Origin of the sequence: Sphingobacterium sp. JB170, assembly GCF_900163865.1 — a bacterium.
GTDB lineage: Bacteria > Bacteroidota > Bacteroidia > Sphingobacteriales > Sphingobacteriaceae > Sphingobacterium.
In genome coordinates this window covers 419,182-443,797 of record NZ_FUKU01000026.1, presented here as the reverse complement: position 1 = coordinate 443,797, position 24,616 = coordinate 419,182, and the positions used below count along the sequence as shown (strand labels likewise).

The 24,616-nt window shown below is 41.0% G+C and carries 15 protein-coding genes; 11 read left to right on the top strand and 4 right to left on the bottom strand.

The window, feature by feature from the left end:
- Positions 1 to 28: 28 nt before the first annotated feature.
- Positions 29 to 790 carry a BlaB/IND/MUS family subclass B1 metallo-beta-lactamase gene (gene bla, locus FM107_RS07445; RefSeq protein WP_086947865.1) on the bottom strand — a complete coding sequence of 254 codons (762 nt, stop codon included), beginning with the start codon at positions 788 to 790 and terminating at the stop codon, positions 29 to 31.
- A 495-nt stretch (positions 791 to 1,285) separates the two neighbouring features.
- On the opposite strand from bla, the gene FM107_RS07440 reads away from it, so the two are divergent.
- Both FM107_RS07440 and FM107_RS07435 read left to right on the top strand, forming a co-directional pair.
- The gene (locus FM107_RS07440; protein ID WP_086947864.1) at positions 1,286 to 3,574 is read left to right on the top strand and encodes a GH92 family glycosyl hydrolase; all 2,289 of its coding nucleotides are present in this window, start codon (positions 1,286 to 1,288) and stop codon (positions 3,572 to 3,574) included.
- 30 nt (positions 3,575 to 3,604) lie between these two features.
- On the top strand, positions 3,605 to 5,977 hold the full coding sequence (locus tag FM107_RS07435) for a glycoside hydrolase family 3 N-terminal domain-containing protein (RefSeq protein WP_086947863.1): 2,373 nt from the start codon (positions 3,605 to 3,607) through the stop codon (positions 5,975 to 5,977).
- 112 nt (positions 5,978 to 6,089) lie between these two features.
- On the opposite strand, the gene FM107_RS07430 is transcribed toward FM107_RS07435, so the two are convergent.
- Positions 6,090 to 7,301, bottom strand: coding sequence for an acyltransferase family protein (locus FM107_RS07430; protein WP_086947862.1), 1,212 nt, complete (start codon positions 7,299 to 7,301; stop codon positions 6,090 to 6,092).
- A 352-nt stretch (positions 7,302 to 7,653) separates the two neighbouring features.
- Between FM107_RS07430 and FM107_RS07425 the strand changes: the two genes are divergently transcribed.
- From FM107_RS07425 to pnp, 6 genes are all read left to right on the top strand, one after another.
- A complete protein-coding gene (locus tag FM107_RS07425) occupies positions 7,654 to 8,826 on the top strand; it encodes an ROK family protein (RefSeq protein WP_086947861.1) in 1,173 nt (390 codons plus the stop codon).
- A 17-nt stretch (positions 8,827 to 8,843) separates the two neighbouring features.
- Entirely contained in the window at positions 8,844 to 12,065 is a 3,222-nt protein-coding gene (locus tag FM107_RS07420) for a SusC/RagA family TonB-linked outer membrane protein (protein ID WP_086947860.1), read from the top strand.
- A 12-nt stretch (positions 12,066 to 12,077) separates the two neighbouring features.
- Entirely contained in the window at positions 12,078 to 13,661 is a 1,584-nt protein-coding gene (locus FM107_RS07415; protein ID WP_086947859.1) for a SusD/RagB family nutrient-binding outer membrane lipoprotein, read from the top strand.
- Positions 13,662 to 14,029: 368 nt separating this feature from the next.
- Positions 14,030 to 15,106, top strand: a complete 1,077-nt coding sequence (locus tag FM107_RS07410) for an exo-alpha-sialidase (RefSeq protein ID WP_086947858.1) — start codon at positions 14,030 to 14,032, stop codon at positions 15,104 to 15,106.
- Between the two features lie 86 nt (positions 15,107 to 15,192).
- Positions 15,193 to 15,471 (top strand): 30S ribosomal protein S15, encoded by a 279-nt coding sequence (rpsO, locus tag FM107_RS07405; RefSeq protein WP_086947857.1) that lies wholly within the window; start codon positions 15,193 to 15,195, stop codon positions 15,469 to 15,471.
- Between the two features lie 192 nt (positions 15,472 to 15,663).
- Positions 15,664 to 17,829 (top strand): polyribonucleotide nucleotidyltransferase, encoded by a 2,166-nt coding sequence (gene pnp, locus FM107_RS07400; protein ID WP_086947856.1) that lies wholly within the window; start codon positions 15,664 to 15,666, stop codon positions 17,827 to 17,829.
- 64 nt (positions 17,830 to 17,893) lie between these two features.
- On the opposite strand, the gene FM107_RS07395 is transcribed toward pnp, so the two are convergent.
- A complete protein-coding gene (locus tag FM107_RS07395) occupies positions 17,894 to 18,223 on the bottom strand; it encodes a DUF493 domain-containing protein (RefSeq protein ID WP_086947855.1) in 330 nt (109 codons plus the stop codon).
- 287 nt (positions 18,224 to 18,510) lie between these two features.
- Between FM107_RS07395 and FM107_RS07390 the strand changes: the two genes are divergently transcribed.
- Positions 18,511 to 19,506 carry a LacI family DNA-binding transcriptional regulator gene (locus FM107_RS07390; RefSeq protein ID WP_086947854.1) on the top strand — a complete coding sequence of 332 codons (996 nt, stop codon included), beginning with the start codon at positions 18,511 to 18,513 and terminating at the stop codon, positions 19,504 to 19,506.
- On the opposite strand, the gene FM107_RS07385 is transcribed toward FM107_RS07390, so the two are convergent.
- Positions 19,499 to 19,876 carry a methionine-R-sulfoxide reductase gene (locus FM107_RS07385; RefSeq protein ID WP_086947980.1) on the bottom strand — a complete coding sequence of 126 codons (378 nt, stop codon included), beginning with the start codon at positions 19,874 to 19,876 and terminating at the stop codon, positions 19,499 to 19,501. The genes FM107_RS07390 and FM107_RS07385 overlap by 8 nt on opposite strands.
- Positions 19,877 to 20,280: 404 nt before the next feature.
- Here FM107_RS07385 and FM107_RS07380 point away from each other — a divergent pair, with 404 nt between their 5' ends.
- Both FM107_RS07380 and FM107_RS07375 read left to right on the top strand, forming a co-directional pair.
- On the top strand, positions 20,281 to 21,564 hold the full coding sequence (locus FM107_RS07380; protein WP_086947979.1) for a cytochrome c3 family protein: 1,284 nt from the start codon (positions 20,281 to 20,283) through the stop codon (positions 21,562 to 21,564).
- Between the two features lie 40 nt (positions 21,565 to 21,604).
- Positions 21,605 to 24,616, top strand: coding sequence for a TAT-variant-translocated molybdopterin oxidoreductase (locus FM107_RS07375; RefSeq protein WP_086947853.1), 3,012 nt, complete (start codon positions 21,605 to 21,607; stop codon positions 24,614 to 24,616).

The window sequence follows — 24,616 nt, the reverse complement described above, 5'->3', positions numbered from 1 at the left end:
AAGTTTGATGCTTGTCCCTTTTTTTTGCTTAGTTTGCTTGCTCGATTAAACGGTCAGTCGCTTTTATATGGTCTGCAGGCTTCCAACTGTCATGCCCGGGGATTACCATTTCAATATCGGGGTAATTTGCTATAAGTCGCGCCAACGATGGTTTCCACTGCTTAATGTCGCCATCGCCTACAAATCCTAGATCGGTAGCTTCTGCGCTTTTAATGAAGCAGCCTCCTTGTAGGACGCGGTAAGACGGAAACCATATCACCGTATTATCCAAAGAATGACCTGCACCGAAAAAATCCATTTGAAATTTTTCTCCGCCCACGCTGATCATTTCTCCGGTGTTCACAATATGCGTCGCTGTGGTCTTTTTATTGGCCGCTAATAGCTGATTGGTTAGGCTCGTGGCATATGTAGGAATTCCTTTTTTGTTGTAAAAATCAAAACCTCCCGCTCGATCATCATGCCAATGTGTTGCATATACGCCGATAACGGACAGGCCGTGTTTTGCTTGAATACTGTCGAGTAGAGGTTGGTATTGTGTCGAATCCCAAGGTGTATCAAACAGAATTGCGCCGTCGTTAGTTAGTAGGTATATCGCGTTTGCAGACACTAGCGTTCCTTGGAAATCGTGATAAGTGGTATAAACGTACAATCGTTCATTAAGTTTATCTATGACCAATGGTTTTTGTTGGGCCTGTACATTTTTGGTGGAAATTAATGTCGTGAAAAAATATAGAACGAATAAAGGGACGCTAAGAAGGCTCAAGACGGACCTGAGTTTGAAATTATCCATAGAGAAAGTTTTGTGTTGTCTAAAGGAACGTCATTGCAATTTCAATGCCTTAAATCTCAAAATGTAAATTAAAAATAGAACATCCGCCGGCAACCATTTGGTTGTTTGGCTTTCCTTAACGTATTTTTACTTTAAAACCCGATTATTCATAGGTTACTTGAGATCCCGAGCGACCTTTTTTTGCGAGAAAAAGGGTAGGAGGTCTGGTAGTAAATACTAGTTACGACGAAGGACCTGATCACCGTGAATATTTGTTCGTTGTTATATATTAGTTTGATGACGCGTCGTCGTAAATCTGTTTTATGGTTGCTATTGTATAAAACCTGATGTCCGAAATTTTTAGACGAAGATAAAATTCTTCTAAAATATTGACGATACTCTTTTTTTTAGTTGCTAAAACGTTATTTTAGGCAACTCAAATAATAAACGCGTTCTAATATGCCGTTGATTTGAAATATCATTGTTTAGAGTACCTCAGTATAAATAAGAGCATATATGTTTAGATTTAAAAGTTTTGTTAGGGGTCTGCTTTATTGTGCGGCACCATTAATGGCAATGACTTCATGTGAAGCTGTTTCCAAAGTAGGCTCGAGCGATTCATTGACCCAGTATGTGGACCCATATATTGGGACAGGTGGACACGGGCATGTATTTGTTGGTGCGAATGTTCCTTTTGGTGCAGTACAATTGGGACCATCGAATGTCTCCACCGGTTGGGATTGGGTTTCGGGGTATCATATCTCCGACTCTACTATTATTGGCTTTGCTCATCAACATTTGAGCGGAACCGGAATTGGAGATCTAGGTGACGTAGTTTTATTGCCCTATACTGGTGATATACGTTTTGACAGGGGGGAACCCGGTGATCAACAAAGTGGAGCATTTTCTTTCTTTCGCAGAGAAACCGAGAAAGTTCAACCAGGATATTACGCTGTGCATCTAGATCGTTTTGACGTGGGTGCTGAATTGACAGCCACCGCGCGAGTGGGGTTTCACCAATATCATTTCCCTGCCAGCGAAGTGCCGAAGGTTTTGATCAATTTAGACGCAGGTATAGGTTGGGAAGGGGAAAAAGAAGGTCATGTAACTATAGAGAATGATACCGTAGTTTCCGGTTATCGGCGCTCGGTGGGCTGGGCAAAAAATCAAAAAATTTATTTTACAGCAACATTTTCACAGCCGATTGTACAGTATAAACTTTCTGATAGTGCGTCAATCAAAGACGGTAGTGGTATTACCGCATCCCGCACATACGCGGAACTGGAGTTTGCTGCCGCAGAAAATTCTCAAAAAATTCAGGTAAAGGTTGCCGTATCTCCAGTGAGTATAACGAACGCAAAGCTGAACATGCAGGAGGAACTTCCGGGCTGGGACTTTCAAGCGACGCGAATTGCAGCGGATCGGGATTGGAATGAGCAGTTACGTAAGGTTAAGATACAAACAGCAGACACCGTTGCTCGTAAAATATTTTATACGGCGTTATATCATACGATGATCGCACCCTCTTTATTTAACGACGTAAATGGAGACTATATGGGGGCAGATTTCAAGCCACATCGTCTGAATAGCGGAGACAATTATACTACATTTTCGTTGTGGGACACCTATCGAGCCGCCCACCCACTTATGAGTATTATTCACAGAGATAAAGTTCCAGATATGATAAGCACAATGCTGCGTATTTATCAGCAACAGGGGAAGTTACCTGTATGGCATTTGGTAGGGAATGAAACGGACTGTATGGTTGGTAACCCGGGGATTATTGTGGTAGCGGACGCCTATTTGAAAGGTATTGAAGGGTTTGATAAAGATCTCGCATATGAAGCGATGAAGATTTCGGCGATGAAGGACGATCGCGGTTTGAAATGGTACAAGGAGTATGGTTACGTGCCTTTTGATAAGGAAAAAGTAGAATCTGTAGCGAAAGGGCTCGAGTTTGCAATTGCGGATTGGAGCTTGTCACAAGTTGCCAAGTTACGTGGTGAAATTGATGATTACGAATATTTCCTTGGCCGTAGTCAAGCCTTTAATCATTATTTTGATAAACAAGTGCAATTTTTGCGTGGTAAAGACTCAAAGGGAAATTTCAGAACCGGAAAATTTGATCCATTTCATTCGGCCCACTTGGCGAATGATTACACGGAAGGTAATGCGTGGCAGTACACGTGGCTAGTACCCCATAACGTTAACGGTTTCATCGAATTATTTGGTGGGGAAGACAAATTTATCACTAAACTAGATTCATTATTTGTTGTTCAAGGAGATATGGGTGATCAAGCATCACCCGATATAAGTGGATTGATTGGGCAATATGCTCATGGGAATGAACCTAGTCACCATGTGATTTATCTGTATCCCTACGCTGGTCAGCCTTGGAAGGCTGCGAGCCTTGTAAGGGAGACTCTATCGACGTTGTACACGGATCATACCGATGGACTATCGGGAAACGAAGACGTTGGACAAATGTCGGCATGGTATGTTATGTCCGCGCTGGGGTTTTATCAGGTTTCACCGGCTGGAGGTCCTTTTATATTTGGTAGCCCTCTATTTGATAATGCAACATTGGATCTAGGAAATGGTAGTTTCTTCGAAATAATTGCACATAATAATAGTAAAGAAAATAAATACATACAAGGGGTTAGGTTGAACGGACACATATATAAAAAATCGTATATTTCATATGCTGATTTAAGTCAGGGAGGTCGATTGGAGTTTGAGATGGGACCTGACCCCTCGACAACTTTTGGCGTTGCAAAATCAAGTCGACCAGTTTCCGATCAGTAGTCTCGTATTTGATTTATATTGATTTGCACTATGAAAATTAAAAAGATTATATTATTAGGTTTTGTGTGTGTAAGCGCACAAGTATTTCCACAAGAAGCTCCGTATAAAAATAAAAACTTACCCATCGAAGATCGGGTCAGCGATCTTATCGGTCGAATGACATTAGAAGAAAAAGTGGGGCAACTATCTAAGGTGCTCGGATGGGAAATGTATGAAAAGGATACAGATGGGATACGCGTAAGCCAGAAATTTAAAGAAGCAGTTCAAAAGCAACGTATTGGTTCCTTATGGGCGACGTTGAGAGCTGATCCATGGACACAGAAGACGCTGAAAAATGGATTGAGTCCCCAGGAAGCTGCTCAGGCAACGAACGCAATACAACGATATGTTGTTGAAAACACCCGATTAGGAATTCCACTTTTACTTTCTGAAGAAGCACCTCATGGGCATATGGCTATTGGTGCGACAGTATTTCCTACAGCAATCGGACAAGCCAGTACTTGGAACCCACGAATTATAAAACAAATGGCTGCGTCGATTGCACGGGAAACCTATGCTGTGGGAGGTAAAAATGGATACGGTCCTGTGCTAGATTTAGCACGGGATCCACGATGGTCGCGGACAGAGGAATCGTATGGTGAGGATCCGTATTTGATTGCTCAAATGGGGCAGGCAATGGTGAGCGGCTTTCAAGGAGATAAGATTGGTAGTGAGGATAAAATCATTTCTACTTTGAAGCATTTTGTTGCCTACGCAGCTCCTGAAGGTGGGCACAACGGGGGGAGTGTCAGCATTGGTGAGCGCTCATTACTACAAGATTTTTTACCTCCATTTGAACAGGCTGTACGCGTAGGGGCAGGATCAGTTATGACTGCTTATAATTCGATAGACGGCATACCTTGTTCATCGAATAGTTGGCTTTTGAATACTGTACTTCGGGAGCAATGGGGGTTCAAGGGGTTTGTTGTGTCGGATTTACTTAGTATATCGGGTTTAACTGGGGCACATAGTACAGCTATTGACGCGGTAGATGCTGCCAAGCAGAGTTTGGAGGCTGGTTTGGATGTAGATTTGAGTGGTTCGGGCTATGGTGAGAATCTCCTTTCGGCAATCAAGCAAGGGCACCTGGATGTGCAGTTCCTTGACCAAGCTGTTTCGCGGTTATTGTATATGAAGTTTGCATTAGGCCTTTTTGAAACCCCGTACGTGAATGAAAAATTGGTTTCGAATAAAGTGGGTACCCAAGAACATGTCAAACTCGCCAGGTCTGTAGCTAGGGAAGCCATAATATTATTGAAGAATGAGAATGGTACGTTGCCTTTGTCAAAATCGTTGACGCGTATCGCCGTGATTGGTCCCAACGCTAACAATGTATATAACCAATTGGGTGATTATACAGCACCTCAGCCAGAGGGTAAGGTCAAAACGGTATTGGACGGCATTCGAGCTCTTGTTTCGAAAAAGACACAAGTAGACTATGTTAAGGGGTGTGCGATTCGGGATACCACAGAATCTGATCTTAGCGCTGCGGTTCGTGCTGCCGAACTGGCCGATGTGACGGTGGTTGTTTTGGGAGGATCGAGTGCTCGCGATTTTCAAACGTCTTATCAAGCAACCGGTGCCGCTACAGTTGGTGTTGGTAACAGAGTAATAAGCGATATGGAAAGTGGTGAAGGTTTCGATAGGTCAACGCTTGATCTTATGGGGCATCAGTTACTACTATTGAAGCGTTTACAAGAAACCGGCAAACCAGTTGTGCTTGTCACTATTATGGGGCGTCCTCTAGATCTGAGTTGGGCGGAGAATCATATTCCGGCGATTGTGAACGCTTGGTATCCAGGACAGGAAGGAGGAATGGCAATTGCGGATGTGCTTTTCGGAGATTACAATCCTGCAGGACGTTTGCCTATATCAGTTGCTAAATCAATCGGACACCTACCTGTGCATTATAATCATCATAAACCCATTCATCACGATTATGTCGAGTCGAAAGCAAAACCATTGTTTGCTTTCGGTCATGGGTTAAGTTACACTACATTTGACTACAGTAATTTACGTTTAGAAGTAGAAGAAGATAATAATGATTTCCTCGCGAACGTTCGATTTACGGTGACAAACAGTGGGACAAGAGACGGCGACGAAGTGGTTCAATTATATGTCGTTGACAATGTAAGTAGTGTAGTTACTGCGGTTAAGCAGTTAAAACGTTTTGAAAGAAAATCTTTTAAAAAGGGAGCAGCCGAGGAGTTTTCTTTCAATCTAACAAAACAGGATTTTAAGTTATGGGGTGTTGACCGTAAATGGAAAACCGAGAAAGGCAAGTTTACCATTTTAATTGGGTGTTCTTCGGAGGATGTTAAGCTGTCAGGAGAACTGACTTTGACGAAGGACTATACTTTTTAGTTTTGTACTAGAGGACGGTATTTTGTCGTGAATACTTTGTAACCAATTGGCGTCCGACATAATATATAATTAAAGGGAGTATCACACTTGCAGTACTCCCTTTTACTTTTAATTATACTTTTATGTATATTTTTCGCTTATCCAGCCAATAACATATTGCCCACATAACAGATAGAAAGCATAGTGAATAGATGAATGATCCGAGTTCTGGGGGACCAGGCAATGGTGCGCAAACATTGATGTAGAACCAATTTAGCGCATTGGTATACTTTTCGGTTCCATCTTCGGAGATCCCATTCGGGATCCGAAATAAACTTAATAAGCGAGGTAAAAGCCCGCTAAGCACAAAGATAAATAGCGGATTTTTACCAAAAACGTCAAAGAATTGGGTCATTTTGTTTTTTGTCCCGAGCACTTCAATATACCATATCATTGCGCCAATTGTCAAAACGCCTAACCCCGTCGTGTATAAAACGTAAGAACTTGTCCATATTTTCTTGTTAATTGGGAACCCCAAAGACCAGACCCATCCTAAAACTAATAGGAGGAATCCCGTAACAAGTAGTCCGGAGAGTAGTTTGAAGTGAGGCTCTTGGCTTTTAGGGCTATTGACCCATATCCAATCGGCATCCCCTTGTTTTTTTATAAATGTTCCAGCTAAATAACCAAAGACAATTTGAATAATTGCAGGTAAAGTGCTCACGAGCCCTTCGGGATCAAACGGAACACCTTCCCCCTTATACATATGGGCCGTTCCTAAGACAGCTTTGTCGATTTTGGTACCAAACCATCCTTCTAGTGAATAAGAGTCACCAAAACCTAAAAATGCCGTAATTCCCCAGTACCCTAACAGTATAAACGCCGAAATATAAATGAGATTTTTAGGTTTGTTGTAATAGGCTAATATCGAAGCGAAAAAGTAGGCTATCGCGATACGCTGAAGCACCCCTAATATGCGTATCCCTCGATCTGGATTTTCAGAGTTCACCCACTCCTTGAGCTGCAGGGTATTACCTGACCAATTCACAAATGGCCACCAATTCAAAAATAGTCCTATTGCGAAGATAAGAATGGAGCGTTTGACTACTTTCTGCCAAAAAACACGATCGCCAGCTTCCTGCAATCGGGGCATAACAAATGCCATTGCATTTCCCACAGCAAAAAGGAAAAAAGGAAATACCAAATCAGTTGGCGTGCATCCATGCCATGGAGCGTGCTTTAACGGTGTAAACATGTGGCTCCATGTACCGGGGTTATTGACCATAATCATGAGAGCAACTGTGGCCCCCCTGAATACATCCAGGGAATAATAACGTTGTTTCATTGTTGTGTTAGATTGAACGACGAATCTACCAAAAAAAATATAATTTGATGACCAAGTCGCACTAAATATCAATATTATAAGCTCTCCCGATTAGTTTAATACAGACATGTAGATTGCAAGAATTTTATTCTAAACTATTTTTAGGACCAGGGTCGCTATTAAATAGAATAGGGGCGGTCTAATTTTTATACTTGATTGAATATATAACTACCCTAAGCTTTTGATCAATTGTTTTGTTTATATGAAGGTAAAGAACGAGAAACTTAATAAAATATTTAATAAGTTTCTCGTTCTTCAAAACTTTTTTTAATTTCACTTTTGAATACTAGCAATACTAACCGATAAATTAATAATGAATTTAATTGATCAAATTATTAAACAACTATACTGTTTCGAGCGCCAATCTATCTCGGAATTAAGCTTTTTAACGAAAAAGAGTGTGCCGAAAGTTACGGAGGAGGTTGGAAAACTTGTTAGTGAAGGGATCCTTTTGGAAGCCGGTTCTGCCGCTTCTACTGGCGGACGTCGAGCAATGCAATATCAACTTAGCGTAGAGAATTTGCCCTATATTGTTACAATTGCCATAGATCAATATTTCACAACAATAGCGGTGTTGAATTTTAGAAATGAATTTGTTGTTTTGCCAAATCGCTTTCCAACAAACATAAATAACGACCAAGAAGCCGTGATCTCGATAACTAAGGAGACAAAAAAGCTACTATCGGCATTGGATAAAAACGGAAATTTTATTGTCGGTGTGACGATGCCGGGCTTTGTCGATAGTGAAAGCGGACTCAATCGTTCCTTTCCGAAGGATTCACTGTGTTATTCTATCAAGGAATACTTTGAAAATGCCCTTGGTTTTCCTGTTCAACTTGCAAACGATTCGAGTGCTATTGCAATCGCGGAACATCGATTCGGAGATGGTCGAAGAAGTCAAAATGTACTGGTTGTTAACCTAAACTGGGGCGTCGGACTAGGGATTATTATTGAAAATCAATTGTATAAAGGACATTCGGGCTACGCAGGAGAATTTAGTCATATTCCATTAGCCAATTCAAAACGTTTGTGTTCTTGTGGAAAAAAAGGTTGCCTAGAAGTTGAAGCCTCGCTGTCATGCGCTTTGGAGTATGTTCGAGAATTTTTAGAAGAAAAGGAGCCTTCAGTTTTGCAATCTGTACTTGCTAAAAATAGAGTGATTGATCTCTCAGATTTAGTTAGGGCATTTGAAGCTGGAGATCAAACAGCAATTAAAGCAGTTAAGGCAATAACGTATATGTTAGGAAAGGGCTTAGCGACATTAATTCATATCATGAATCCTGAAAAAATTATCATTAGTGGAAATGGGGCTGCTTTTGGTCGCGGGCTATTACCTACAATACAAGCTGCATTGCAAGAGTATTGTATACCTCGACTATCGCACTCTACGGAAGTCATAATATCCAACCTGGCTCACATTCAAATAATCTCAACTGCGTGTATAGCGGTTCTGCAAACCAATATGTATCAATACCAACACAAATAAATCAAACTCGAATAACTATGAACAAATTTTACAAACATTGTTGTAGTCTAGCTTTGCTGATGCTATTAAGTATCTCGGTGCTATATGCACAACAAACAGTTACCGGAACGGTAACAAACACAAATGGTGCAGTACCAGGTGTCACGGTAGCTGTTCCCGGAACAGCTAAGGGGGCTCAAACTGACGCACAGGGTAGCTATTCCATCGAAGTAAACAACGGCGAGAAAATTCGCTTCTCAATGATAGGGTACCTTACCCAGGAATTAGCACCTGATGGCGCTGTTCTAAACGTTGTATTAATAGAAGATGTAGGTGCTCTTGACGAAGTAGTCGTCACGGCGATGGGTATTAAGCGAGAATCAAAAGCTTTAGGCTACGCCGTGAGTAACATTAAAGCGGAGGAAATAACAAAAGCTGGGAATACCAATTTCGGCTCAGCGTTGTATGGTAAAGCTTCCGGTGTGAAAATTACGACAGCACCCGGAGGGGCTTCAAGTGCTGTTAATGTACAGATACGGGGTATTAATTCCCTAAATTACCAACGTCAACCGCTATATGTGGTGGATGGAGTGATCATTCGTAATGACCAACAATATGGTGCAGGCGGCTCGAATAACAATAACTACTGGGATGACCAACGTATTCGAGGTAATGGTATGTTAGACATTAATCCTGCAGATATTGAGAATTTGTCTATACTCAAAGGTTCTGCTGCGAGCGCATTATATGGGTCTGATGCGGCGAGTGGGGTTATTGTTATTACAACTAAAAAAGGCACAAAGGCCCGTGGTTTAGGTGTAGATTTTAATTACAGCGGATCTTTGGAGCGTGTTGCTTTTTTACCTCGTTTCCAAAATATTTACGGTCCCGGCTATGATGCTGCGACTAATGTTGCCAACGGAGCTACGGAAGAGGGATGGATTCTAGATAGCGAATCTCCATCTGGCAGACGACCGTATTTTCGAGCGTATGGAAACTTTGGACCAAAATTCACCGGTGAACAAGTTCGATGGTGGGATGGTTCGACGCGTGCCTACGAAGCGCGCAAAAATAACTACCAGGATATTTTTGATGTTGGTTATAATTCAAATATAAATTTTGCAATCTCGAATCAAACCGATCGTTTAAATTATCGGTTGAGTGGAACTCGTATGGATTATAAGAGTACAAGCCCGGGATCAAAACAAAATAGAAATACCTTTAACTTGAATAGTTCTTTGCAGTTGCATGATAACGTTTCATTGGATGTTGTTGCAAATTATATCAATACGAACACGCATAACAGGTCACAGTTACTTGGGCAGGTATTAGGCTCTTTCGACGGGTTTATAAGCAGAACAGAGGATATATCTGTTTTGAAGTCAATGTACCAGACAACGGATGGGTATAAGTTTTCTCCATTCGGAACAGGGCGGCCGGAAGATTTTCAATATACGATTCGTCCAACGAACCTTCTAAATTATTTTTGGTCTCAATATAAAAACAATTATGATGAACAAGAAAATAGAATCTTGACAAGCGCGACATTGAACTGGGACCTGGTGAAAAATCTGAAGTTTAGAGGTAGAATCGGTAATGATTATACGACAGCGGGGATAACGAACCAACAACATAATGAATATGCTACACGTTACAACTCCACCGGGAGTAGTTCTGGTGGTTTCGAAACGTCAAAAGGTATCTATTCGATTTTATATGGGGATTTGTTATTAACCTACGCAAACAAGATTAATGAAGATTGGGATTACAGTGTTAGTGCCGGATTTCAATCTCGCCAGGAAAAATATGACGATCAATCATCGAGCACAGCAGGAGGCCTAGTTACGGAAAATTGGTTTAGCTTAAGCAATAGTTACGCACAGGCGACCACAACCAACACACGTAAGGAGATGATTAAATATGCCTATTTCGGGATGGCCAACATCGGGTATAAAGGATTCGCTTATTTAGACGGTACATATAGATCCGAATATTCCTCTACATTGCCGATTCAGAATAATAACTATCAGTATGGGTCAGTAAGTGGTAGTTTCATATTCAGCGATGCATTTGGGTTGCAGTCACAAAAATTCAATTTTGGTAAGTTAAGGGCGTCTTACGGCATAGTAGGTAACGACGCTCCTATTTATGCTGCAAATATTGCGAACACTCAAACGGCTATAGCTTCAATAAATGGTTCCGTTCCTTCTTTAACTTATGATCAAGCCTACGGCAATCTCGGCCTGTTGCCAGAAACCAAATATGAATGGGAATTTGGTTTGGAAATGAAGTTTTTACAAAATAGATTGGGATTAGATGTTAGTTATTATGACAACTATATTAAGGACCAGATCTTGGGATTAACGACTCCAAGCTCAACTGGGGCGACTACTCAAATTGTAAATATTGGACGTGTAGCGAATAAAGGTTTGGAAGTTTCGCTTACTGGTACCCCAATTCAACGAGAAAACTTTAGCTGGAATGCTAGGTTGAACTATTCATTTAACCGTTCTGTATTAGAAAAGTTAACAGAAGGAGTCGACGAGCTGACATTTTATAGCGCAGATGAAAACTCTTTAAGAATTGTAGCGAAGGAAGGGGAGAAACTTGGTAATATATATGTGTACGATATCGCAAAAGACCAAGCAGGCAATAATTTGATTTCCGACGACGGGCTATATGTTATTGATAAAAGTAAATATAAGCACGTTGGTAATATTTTACCAACTGCGATAGGTGGGTTAACGAATACATTCAATTATAAAAACTGGATGTTAGACTTTACAGTTGATTATCGTTTCGGCGGCAAGATGGTTTCTGAAAATTTGAAATATGGTATGGGGGCCGGTCAGTATGAAAACACGCTAGAGTACCGGGAAACAGGCGTGACGTTGGAAGGTGTAAACCAAAATACTGGTGAACCGAACGATGTGCATTTAAGTGCGGCAGATTACTATGTAAATACATTTAATTGGGGAGCGGATACATGGACTGAGAAAGGTGCCGTTTACGATAACTCGTTTATTAAGATGCGTGAAATGTCCGTTTCCTATCGCATTCCTTCGACGCTAACTGAAAAGCTACGAATCAATAATTTACGAGTATCTGTTATCGGACGAAATCTGTTCTATTTCTATCGAACATTGAAAAATCTGGATCCTGAATCACCGGTCGGAAACATGTGGTGGTCACAAGGGGTTGATGTTGGCTCAAATGCGGCAACAAGAAGTTTTGGAATCTCTTTAAATGCAAATTTTTAACTGTAAATTATCATGAATAAATTATTTCAAATTATATTGTTTTTGATGCTTTCTGTCTTTTGTTTTACAGGATGTAAAACAGAGTTAGAGGATAGCTTCGAAAATCCAGATCAAACAACAGAAGCCAGTATACCTGGATTCTTTACCGATATCTTGAATAACGATCGAGTTCGCCCGTCTTATTGGCATTATAGAACGTTTATTTTATCTAGACAGGCAATCTATACGCAAACAGCGTCGTTCATTCCCTCAAATAATATGTATCAACCAAACGATGGTTACTCTTACGATTATTGGAAAGATTTCTATTCGCCAGGCGTTCTTGGTGTTTATAGAAAGATGGAGGTCGCATATGATGCACTTCCTGAGGAAGAAAAAGCAAATCAAGAGATTTTTATGCAGGCTGCGAAAGTCATTATCTATGACGAAGCATCGAAGATGATTGATAATTTTGGGGATATTCCCTTTTCAGAAGCAGGGAGCCTTCCTGGAAATGGTACGATCGTGAAACCGAAATTTGAGGATCAAAAGGAACTTTACTATTCGTTTATTACTTCTCTTAAGGCAATCAATGAATTCTTTTCGACAGCGGAAACTACGCCGTATTTTTCAAAATACGATATATTGAGTTCAGGTGTTGTCGATAAATGGAGACGCTATACAAACTCTTTGCGGTTACGTTTATTGATGAGGATTTCAAATGTAGATGAGGCTATGGCACAGACAGAGGTTATGGAAATGCTGAGCAACCCTTCTGATTATCCGCTAATAGATGGAAATGGAATTGCAAACTATTCGCCGGGCAGTTTGGATATGCTGTTGCAGCCCCTGACTACCAATACATCGACATTGAGAGATGCGCTACTCGAAGGGCCTAACCATTACGCTTCGGATTATATGTTAAACGAAATAATGAAGCCCGCAGATGACCCAAGGATTCCGGTGTTTTACGATAAATTTGGGGTAACAACGAATGGCAAGTTTGTACAGAATAAAGAATATAATGCTATGCCGATCACTTTTACGGAAACACAAATGTTGTCGAATTATCAGAAGTATGCGGTCATTGACTCTGCCACTTTTTTCGACAATAAGCATCTACCCGGAATTGTAGCGACGGCCTCGGAAACAAATTTCAATAAAGCAGAAGCTTATTTGCGTTGGGGGGATGATGGCGCTGCGAAAGACGCTTACAATATGGCGATCAAACAGTCTGTGACATTTTATTATTACCTTAACAATCTTATGGCAACAGAAGGATTGAAAGTAGAACCGTTACCAGCCGATAATGTCGTGAATGATTTTATTGAGAATTCAACGGTAAGCTATACGGGGGCTGCCTCCGCGAAGTTCGAGTTAATCTTGACGCAAAAGTGGTTGCATTACGGTTTCTTGCAAGGTCAACACGCGTGGTCAGAGTACAGACGAACAGGCTATCCAAAGATTACTGTTTTAACCGCTGGGTTGGCAAATTACGCAACACCGCCAATGCGGTTCTTGTACCCAACAGGCGAGGTCTCAAATAACTCTGAGAATTATGAGGCGGTAAGGGCGAAAGACACGAGAGAAACGAAAATCTTTTGGGATGTCGATTAATTTTTTTTAACGCGATAATGCATTATAAGAAAAGCCACATGGAGGTGGCTTTTCTTATAATGTTGCAAAATTTTCATGAGTATCAAACCATATATGAATTCTATCTTTTTGAATGAATTAGATTATTATTAAACGCAGAGTAAAGACGAGACGGTTATGAACGTATTCCACTTGTCCGACGGTGATATTTTTGATGCTCCTTCTTATTTCGATTTTCTATTTCTACTGATTTACGAGTGAATGAAGTAAGCAGACTTGGGTAAAAGGTAATCTAAAATGGTCGAAGAAAGGGAATAAATTACGCGTTCAAATGCCAAACGTAAAGTTGCATTATACAGCAGTTATTCAATTAGAAACAAAATAGGTTAATGTCTAGAACGCTGGGGATTATAGGTTTATTTATCACCGTATTCAATATACAGACACTGCATGCACAGTTTGCCGTGGTGTCGGCTGAATTTCTTTTTGAGGAAGGGGTGTTTTTTGAACAGTGTCATGCGTCTACTTTAGAAGAGTCTGAAGATGGTATCTTATTGGCCAGTTGGTTTGGAGGTACGCATGAAGGGAGCGAAGATGTCGCTATTTGGGGCGTACGATTGATTGATGGAAAATGGACTGATCCAGAAATGTGGGCGAATGGTGAGACTGAAGACGAAAAACTATATCCTTGCTGGAACCCTGTTCTTTTCAGACCGAACAATACACATATAATTTATCTTTACTATAAGGTCGGCCCAAATCCAAGAGAGTGGTGGGGAATGGTTAAAACATCCGATGACGGTGGTGAAACTTGGTCAACTCCGGTAAAATTACCAAATGGAATCTTCGGCCCGATTAAGAATAGACCACTTCAACTTATGGATGGAAGCGTTTTGTCGCCTTCTAGTGTTGAGTTTAGTGAAGATCGATGGTTTGCTCATGTTGAATGGAGTGACGATGATCAGGCCACTTGGAAAACGTACCCAATCGATCATTCGTCCGTGTTTAACGTGATTCAACCCAGCATTATTCAGCACGTCGATGGACGCTTACAGGTTTTGTGCCGGAGCAAAGAAGGAGTGGTTGCCTCCGCTTGGTCAACAGACCGTGGAAAAAATTGGTCGAGACTTGAAAAGACTAATTTGCTAAACCCCAATTCCGGGACGGATGCAATTCGGGTAGGCGATAGGATTTTTATCGTTTACAACCCGGGTCCTCCTGGCGATCAGTGGTGGGAAGGACGTGCAAAACTTCGATTGGCTTGGTCTAAAGACGGAATGGATTGGACGGATATATTAGTGTTAGAAAATGAAGATAAGGGGGAGTTTAGCTACCCGACGGTTATACAAAGCAAGGATGGTTTAATACATATTACATACACCTATAATCGAAAGAATATTAAGCATGTCACCCTGAGGTTAGACACCGATAAAATAAATATTTTTGAGGGTGACAACGGTCCTTAAGTAGATTATTATCTCTTTTTATTTTTTTAATTCCTATATTTGCATGCAATTAATTAAATTTTTAACGCTTTAATATTATTCAAGAGATGTATTTAAGTAAAGAGTACAAAGCTGAAATTTTCCAGGAGTTCGCTGGAGCAGCAGTAAACACTGGTTCTACAGAAGGACAAGTTGCTTTATTCACTAAGAGAATCGCCCACTTAACGGAGCATTTGAAAAAAAACAGAAAAGATTTTAATACACAACGTTCTCTACAAATGTTAGTAGGTAAACGTCGTTCTTTATTAGCATATCTGTACAAGAAAGATATTAACCGCTACCGTGCTATCATTAAAGGATTAGGTTTGCGTGAGATTATCAAGTAATTTTCTTTAAATAGAATTTTAAAGGGCCATTTGCGAAAGTAAGTGGCTCTTTTTCGTACTAGTATTTTTTTTATCTTTTTAATAGCGGGAAGTGAATTGATTATTTTTTATCTTTGTGTGGAAAATAAAGGTCTATAAATAAGATGACATACGTCTAAGAAAGATGTACCCGTATGTCGAAATGAATTAAAAATGAGTTACAACGAAAAGAAAGTAACGATCGAGCTAGGCAATGGAATCGCCCCGATCGAATTATCTACTGGTAAGCTAGCTAAACAAGCAGATGGATCAGTAGTATTGAAACAAGGAGGGACGATGCTTTTAGCGACGATCGTTTCTTCTAAAGAAGCAAAGGAAGGTGTCGATTTTTTACCATTATCGGTCGACTACCAAGAAAAATATGCGGCAACTGGACGTATTCCAGGTGGATTTCTTCGTCGTGAGGCGAGATTATCCGACTATGAGGTATTAATATCACGTTTAGTAGATCGGGCATTACGTCCATTGTTTCCAGAAACCTATCACGCCGATACGCAAGTTGCGATTTCGTTAATTTCTGCAGATAAAGATATTATGCCGGATGCGTTAGCCGGTTTAGCCGCTTCCGCAGCAATCGCGGTTTCAGATATTCCATTTAATGGGCCAATTTCTGAGGTGCGTGTGGCAAAAATAGATGGTCAGTTGGTTATTAACCCAGGGCTTATCGCACTTGGACGAGCTACCTTGGAGTATATTGTTGCTGGCTCAGCGCAAGATATCGTCATGGTAGAAGGAGAGTCGAAAGAGATTTCGGAGGCTGAAATCGTGGAAGCGATCGCTTTTGCGCATGATGCGATCAAGAAACAAGTGGCAGCACAGGTTGAACTTGCTAAGTTAGTCGGCTCGTCTGAGAAACGCGAATCTAATCATGAACCATCAAATGATGAGTTGCGTGCCGCAGCTTTTGCAGCAACCTATGACCAAGTCTACGCAATCGCTAAATCAGGATCGTCAAAACAAGAACGTTCAGAAAAGTTTGGTGAAATTGGTCAAGCCTTCTTTGAAACCTTAGGTGAAGAGTTAGATGATGAAACTAAATTCCTGGCTAAAAAATATTTTCATGATGTGCAGTACGATGCTGTGCGTAACCTTGTGCTAGAAGAAGGAATCCGTCTAGATGGTCGTGAGGCACGTACAGTACGTCCGATCTGGTCGGAAATTGATTATTTACCCAATGCACATGGATCTGCGGTATTTACGCGCGGTGAGACGCAATCATTGACGTCTGTTACTTTGGGTGCCAAAGATAGTGAGCAAATGGTTGACGGTGCTTTTATACATGGTTATAATCGTTTCATCTTACATTACAATTTCCCGTCTTTCTCAGTTGGCGAAGTGCGTCCAAACCGTGGTCCAGGTCGTCGTGAAGTTGGTCATGGTAATCTTGCGATGCGTTCGTTGAGGCAAGTGTTGCCAGCGGATTCGGAAAATCCATATACGATTCGTGTTGTATCGGATATTTTGGAATCTAACGGATCCTCTTCGATGGCAACCGTCTGTGCGGGTACCTTGGCTCTGCTCGATGCGGGGGTGAAATTGAAAGCGCCAGTTTCAGGGATAGCTATGGGGTTGATTACGGATGAAAAGTCTGGTAAATATGCAATTCTTTCCGATATTTTGGGTGACGAAGATCATTTAGGTGATATGGACTTCAAAGTAACCGGTACCGAAAAAGGGATTGTTGCTTGTCAGATGGATCTAAAGATTAATGGTCTGAAATGGGAAGTGTTGACACAAGCTTTGGATCAAGCCAAAGAAGCGCGTCTACATATCTTAAATGAGATGAAAAAGACGATCAGCGAGCCGAGAGAAGATTATAAGCCGCATGCTCCACGTATCATTTCGATGACGATTGATAAAGAGTTCATCGGTGCGATAATTGGGCCAGGTGGTAAGATTATTCAAGAGATGCAACGTGAAACGGGCGCTACCATTTCTATCGAAGAGATCGACGGTAAAGGAATTGTCCAGGTGTTCGCGGACAATAAAGAAGCAATTGATGGTGCGGTATCTCGAATTAAAGCAATCGTTGCTAAGCCGGAAGTAGGTGAAGTCTACGAAGGTAAAGTGAAATCGATAATGCCGTTCGGTGCATTCGTAGAAGTAATTCCAGGAAAAGATGGATTATTGCATATCTCGGAAATCGATTGGACACGTTTAGAAAGTATGGACGGTGTTTTTAAAGAGGGAGATATTGTAAAAGTCAAACTTCTTGATATCGATAAACAGGGTAAAATGAAGCTTTCTCGTAAAGTGTTGTTGCCACGCCCTGAAAAGCAAAATTCTGGAAGTGCACCGAAAGATGCGCCAGAAGCCTAATTTAGCTTATTTACAAAGCAAAAGGGTATGTCATATTGGCATACCCTTTTGCTTTACTTAATGTTTAAAGCATTATTACGGACTCGATCGCTGAAACCTTTTTATAGTAATCGATGACTTCATCAGCACTGTTGACAAAAGTCTCAACCGTGATGGAATTGTATTTCCCTTTAGACGATGCCTTTTCACTAAATTTACTACTCGGGTGGGTGAAGATAGCTTTTACTTCCTCTACCTTTTGTAGATCGGATTTTATAATGAATTTAAACCGATAAACCATTGGAAACTGTTCTACGGCCTTGAGTTTTTCACGAAATGTGTCGTAGAAATTTTCGTTGTTGGTGCCTTCGTTGTTCGAAAGGTCTTGGATGTTGATGTTTTTGAAATCACTCATTTATTTTACCTCCTGCTATTTACTAATCAATAACTATACCTTTTATAATCCATGACGTAATGGCTTGCTCTATTGATCAAGGTGTGATCGTGCGCGAACATCTGCTAAAGTTATTCTCTTGTGGGCGTCTGACTTGCTAAAATTATAACGGTTATTAACAGGTTCTATATGGTTGTTTGGTTTGTTATTTAAAAGATGTGTATTTCGTTTTAGTAAAAAAACAGGGTATATTTTGATTATGTGCTAAATAAATTTAGTAGATTGCTTTATTAAACTTAAGGAAAAATATGAAAAAACGTGTGTTAATAAGCGATATTGCAAAGGCACTTGGTATTTCCGTTACCACAGTGTCTTTTATTTTAAATGATAAAGCCAAGGAAAAAAGAATTAGTGACGCATTGATCAAACGCGTATTGGATTATGTAAAGAAAGTCGGATATAAGCCCAACCAATTAGCGAAAAGTTTGCGAACGGGTCAGACCAAGATTTTAGGCTTGTTGGTAGAAGATATTGCGAACCCGTTTTTCTCGAACGTCGCCAAGTATATCGAAATGCAAGCGTATCAGGCAGGTTATCACATCATATATTGTAGTATGGATAATGATGAGATGAAGGCTAAAGAATTGATTCAGCTATTTATGGATCGGCAAGTGGATGGCTTTATCATTACCCCATCAGAAGGTCTGGAGGCAACGATCGAGAATATAAAGCAAAATAACACTCCGTTAGTCTTATTCGATCGATTTATGCCCAACGTGGAAACTAATTATGTTGTTTCTGATAACAAGCGTGGCGCTTATGATGCGACTAAGCATTTGCTTGAGGCAAAAAATAAGCGCGTGGGATTGATTTCATTGTATTCGAACCAAACGCAGATGCGCGATCGGCTCGAAGGGTATATGGAGGCAATGGATGAATTTCGTACACAATCTTTTGTGAAGAAAATCGATCTCGTGGGTACGGACGAGGAATCCAAAGCCCAGATTTTGGAATTTGTTGTCGATAATAATCTCGATGCCGTTTTGTTTGCAACGAATTATTTAGCGGTTGACGGCTTGAAAGCCCTCAAAGAGGCGAAGGTGCCGTTGCCGAAGATGGTTGCATTTGATGAGCATACGTTATTTAAATTACATGATCCTTCGATTTCTGTCATATCTCAAGATATTGAGGCTTTAACAAAAGAATTGATCGCCACGTTGATCGCAGAAATCGAAGGAAAATTAAAAGAGGTGCGCCAGCTGACCATCCCGTGTAGCCTTATCATCCGTGAGTCGTCTATTTAGTCGCGGGCACGAATTTCATGGAAAGGGAGTTCACGCAGTGACGTGTGTTTTTTTCCGTGAATTGCTCGCCTTCGAATACATGACCAAGGTGTGCGCCACATTTGGCGCATAGAATTTCTACACGGCGGCCGTCAGCATCCACCTCGCGGCGAACCGCGCCCTGGATCTCATCATCAAAGCTGGGCCATCCGCAGTGCGCTTCGAATTTGTCCGTGGAATTGTAAAGCGGTGCATCGCATCGCTTGCATATATACGTGCCGTTTGCATCGTTATCTAGTAGTTCACCTGTAAACGGGCGTTCTGTTCCTTTGTGAACGATTACGTATTCTTCTTCTTGGGTAAGTCTATTGTGTTTCGTTGTATCTGTCATTGTTATTTGTTTTGCAGTTGGATTTATTGTTGTTTTTATCGTCGATGCACGTGTGCAAGACAGGAGTGCATGGGTAATAAGAATGCCGATAATGTAGAATTTATACATGCACACTAAGGTCGGAAATTTTTGGCAAAACATTGTAGATTAGGTGTAAAGAATGTGGTATTCAAATTCGGCCTAAATCCGTTCTTATTATTTAGCTAAATCGCCTGTGAAAACCTGTTTTAACGCTGTTTTAAGCGAGTTATTTAGAATGGTTTTAAATTGATAATTAGAGTCATTAAATTGTCAGGGATTGCTTAAATAGTTATACTTTTGTGCATTGTTTGAAGGGATTAAACCGTTTGGACGACGTGTTTTAAATGTTTTATATTACAAATAAAAAGTATAAAGTGCTAAATATGAGAAATGTCTCATCTGTTTTGGGAAAACTTGCAAAGACGATGTCAATCAGTTTGATGTTGTTGTTTGCCGTTACGATGGCGCATGCGCAGGACATTAAAGAGGGGCAGACGCTCTTTAAGTCGAAATGTACAACGTGTCATGCTGTGTCTAAGAAAGTGGTAGGGCCAGCGTTAGCTGGAATGTCGGAAAGGCACCCTGAGGAATGGCTAGTTAGTTGGATTCATAATTCGCAAGCAATGATTGCTGCGGGGGATGAAACAGCCGTTAGATTGTTCGAAGAGAATAACAAGCTTGTGATGACTTCCTTTACGGATTTATCGGAAGACCAGATTAAAAACATCATTGCGTATGTGAAAGATGAAGAAGCAAAAGCTGCTGCTGGACCTGCCGAAGGAACTGCTGGTGGAGCGGGCGCTGCTGAATCGGAAGGTGCAAACACGTTAATGATTCTCGGCTTAGTTGCTGTGGTGGTGTTAGCTATTGCAATTATCGTTGTTTTAAATCGTGTTATTCGTTCTTTAGAAAAAATAATTGCGACTAATCAAGCTGCGATTGAAGCTGCGGAAGCTGCGAATACAGGTTATCAAGAGAGCCGTTTTTCGAAGTTTGCTAAAGCTTTTGTTAAGAATAAGAAGTTGGTTGGTTTCACGGTGTTATTGTTCGTGGTGTTATTATCTTTCGCTGGGTGGAATACACTGTGGAATGTAGGTGTTCATCAAGGGTACGAGCCGGTGCAACCGATTAAATTCTCTCACCAGATTCACGCTGGCGCAAATCAAATCGATTGTCAGTACTGTCATGGAGGTGCGTTCAAATCGAAGAATGCATCAATTCCTTCTGCAAATGTTTGTATGAACTGTCACAATACGGTAACCGCATCAGATCACTATGATGGTGAGATTTCTCCGGAAATCGCTAAGATTTACAACGCAGTTGATTTCGATCCGGAAACGCGTACTTACGGAGATAACACGTCGCCGATTGAATGGGTTAGAGTACATAACTTACCTGACTTTGCATATTTTAACCACTCGCAACACGTTGTAGTTGCAGGTGTTGAATGTCAAACTTGTCACGGTCCAGTTGAGACAATGGAAGAAATTTATCAATATTCACCACTTACAATGAAATGGTGTGTTGAGTGTCATAAGGCGACTGAAGTTGATTCGGATAACGCTTATTATGACCAATTGATTCAAGCACACGAAAAACTTAAGAAAGGTGAGAAAATGACTGCAGCCATGATCGGTGGTCTTGAGTGTGGTAAATGTCACTATTAATAATTATTTTTAGGAATACGCAATCTTATATATAGCTTAAATGGATAGCAATAAAAAATATTGGAAAGGTTTGGAAGAACTGCAACAAACGCCTGCTTTCGTAGAAAAGAGTAAGCAAGAGTTTGCCGAGCCTATTCCTGTAGAAGATGTCTTAAATGAAGCAGGCTTAAGTACGAAGACACCTCGTCGTGACTTCTTGAAAGCTTTGGGATTCGGCTTGGGTGCTGTAACATTGGCGGCTTGTAATCGCACGCCAATTCATAAAGCGGTGCCTTACGTGATTAAGCCAGAAGAAATAACACCGGGTGTGCCGAATTTTTATGCTTCGTCTTTTAATGGTCAGAGTGTTTTAGTTCGGACACGTGAAGGTCGTCCGATTTCAATTACGGCGAACCCTAATTCAGTTGGACTATCCCAAGGTACTGACGCGACTACGTCGGCAGCAGTTTTAGACCTATACGATATGTCTAAATTGCAAAATCCACAAATCGGTGGAAAAGACGTTGAATGGGCTGATCTTGATAAAACGGTTATTGCCGCTCTAAATAAAGCGGCAAGCGCAGGGAAACAAATTTCGATCGTATCAAATACGGTGAATAGCCCTTCAACTTTAGCGGCGATAGAAAGTTTCAAATCAAAATACCCAACAGCAAATCACGTTCAAGTGGATGCTGTTTCTTACAGTGGTATTATTGAAGCAAATAAATTGAGCCTAGGTAAGGCGGTAATTCCTTCTTATCATTTTGATCAAGCAAATGTTGTCGTATCTGTAGCTGCAGATTTCTTAGGTACCTGGTTATCAGGTGAGGAGCATACGCAAGATTATGTCAAGAATCGGGACAGCAAGTCGTTGAAAAGCGGTAAAATGTCGCGCCATATTCAGTTTGAATCTGGATTAAGCATGACAGGTTCGAATGCGGATGTGCGTATCGCTATTAAACCATCAGAAGAGGGAGCAGTATTGATTTCATTATTCAATGCGATAACCGGACAGTCTGTTTCTGGTGGGGTAACAAACAAGAAAGCGCAAACAGCAATTACGTTAGCAGCGAAAGAGTTAATTACGAACAGAGGAAATGCAGTCGTTGTTGCTGGTTCCAATGATGTCAATATTCAGTTATTAACTAATGCAATCAATAGTGCCTTAGGTGCTTACGGGTCTATTATTGACTTAGATAACTTCTCAAAACAGTATCAAGGCTCCGACGCAGATTTCCAACAGTTCCTAGCAAGTGCTAACGCTGGTCAAATCGGTGTCGCATTTTTCTTGAATACCAATCCGTTTTACGATTATATCAAGGCCGACGACGTTACTGCGGCGCTGGCGAAGGTCGAGTTTACACTTTCCTTTTCTGATCGTGCAGATGAGACAGCGTCTGTGCTTAAAGCTATTGCACCGACCTCTTCGTTCTTGGAATCGTGGGGCGACTCTTCTTCTAAAGAAGGATATTACACAATCGTTCAACCGACAATCAACCCTGTATTTAATACCCGTCAAGCCGACCAAAGTTTATTAGTTTGGGCGGGTAGCACGACAAATATATACGAGTTCGTTAAAGAAAATTGGGAAGCTAATGTTTTAGCTGGTACAGGTAAGGTATGGAACGACGTATTACAAAGTGGTTTCATTTATAAAGGAACAGACTCAGGTTCTTCCTATTCGGCAAACGTGGATGTCAATGCGGTTTCGGCAGCAATTCTAACTTTGTCGAAAGCTATTGCGGGAGAGGTAGAGTTGAAATTATATGAGCCATCGGGACTTCGCGACGGTCGTTATGCAAATAATGCATTTCTTCAAGAGCTTCCTGATCCAGTTTCTAAAGTAACTTGGGACAACTATGCCGCACTAAACCCTAGATTCGCTGAAGAATTAGGAGTAGGTGAAAATGATAAAGTAAAGGTTGAGGCTAATGGGTATGCTATTGAACTACCCGTGGTCTTACAGCCAGGCCAAGCATTAGGCACAGTTTCTATTGCTTTAGGATATGGACGTACAAAAGTTGGTAAGGCGGGTAACGAAGTAGGACAAAATGCATTCCCATTTGCGCGTTTCGCTAACGGTTCTAAACAGTTAGAGTCTAAAGCTACGGTTACTAAAGCGAGTGGAACGTATCAACTGGCACAAACGCAGACACACCATACGATTGAAGGACGTAACATTGTCCGTGAGACAACGTTTGCTAAATACTTAAAAGACCCAAATTCGGAATCGGGCCGTTTCGCGGACACACATAAAACATACGATCTATGGAATAAGTTCGAGTCGCCTGGTCACAAATGGGTCATGGCAATAGATTTGAATGCGTGTACTGGATGTGGTTCATGTATTGTTGCATGTAGTGTAGAGAATAATGTTCCTGTTGTTGGTCGTGACGAGGTTCGCCGTCGTCGTGAGATGCACTGGTTGCGTATTGACCGTTATTATACACTTGAAACTTCCGAAGGTAAATTAACCAAGGAGAAAGAAATAGCAAAAGCTGACGCTTACGATTACGAAGATGTAACCGTGGTCCACCAACCTATGTTATGTCAACATTGTGACCACGCTCCGTGTGAGACTGTTTGTCCGGTATTAGCAACCGTTCACTCTTCTGAGGGCTTGAACCACATGGCATATAACCGTTGTTTCGGTACGCGTTACTGTGCGAATAACTGTCCATATAAAGTTCGTCGTTTTAACTGGTTTAACTACTGGAACGATTCGCGTTTTGATAACTATTTAAACAATGAGTTTACACAATTAGTACTTAACCCAGATGTAACTACACGTTCACGTGGGGTGATGGAAAAATGTTCTATGTGTATTCAACGTATACAAGCTGGAAAATTACAAGCTAAAGTTGAAAATCGTAAATTAAAAGACGGTGATGTGCAAATGGCTTGTCAGCAAGCATGTTCGGCGAACGCAATTATCTTTGGGGATGTAAATGATCCTGACTCAGAGGTATCAAAAGCCCTACGTAACGAACGTGTTTATTATGTGTTGGAAGAAATCAATGTTCAACCTAACATAGGTTACATGACGAAAGTTAGAAACACATTTGAAGCGTAA